Source organism: Thiomonas delicata (assembly GCF_900088825.1).
GTDB classification, from domain to species: Bacteria; Pseudomonadota; Gammaproteobacteria; order Burkholderiales; family Burkholderiaceae_C; genus Thiomonas_A; species Thiomonas_A delicata.
On the sequence record NZ_LT592200.1, the window covers coordinates 1 to 488 of the forward strand.

General features: G+C 60.2%; 1 protein-coding gene. It reads left to right on the forward strand.

Annotated features, from left to right (window positions below):
• The coding region (locus tag THIARS_RS18040; protein ID WP_141202468.1) for a transposase at nt 1-488 on the forward strand (488 nt) is incomplete at both ends.

Below are 488 nucleotides of genomic sequence, written 5' to 3' on the forward strand. Positions count from 1 at the left end.
GGCATCTACGTGGACACCCAGCGTTGGAGGTGCCAGGCGTGCGGCAAGACCTTCATGGAGCCGCTGCCAGCAATCAACACCAAGCGGGAGATGACCGACCGCCTGGTCGTCTGGATCGGCCAGCAAAGCCTGCGGCGCACTTTCGCCAGCATCGCGGAAGACATCGGCCTCGATGAAAAGACGGTGCGCAACATCTTCCGCGACTACGTGAACGAGTTGGAGAAGACAGTTCGCTTCGAGACGCCGACCTGGATGGGCATCGACGAGATTCACATCATCAAGCCACGCTGCGTGATCTCCAACATCCGCAGCAACACCATCGTCAACCTGCTGCCGAACCGCGACAAGAAGACGGTCATCAACTATCTGGGCAACCTCGACGGCCGCCACGATGTTCAGACCGTGGCGATGGATATGTGGGTGCCATACCGCGACGCGGTGCAGGCGGTCATGCCCGACGCGCGCATCGTCATCGACAAGTTCCATGT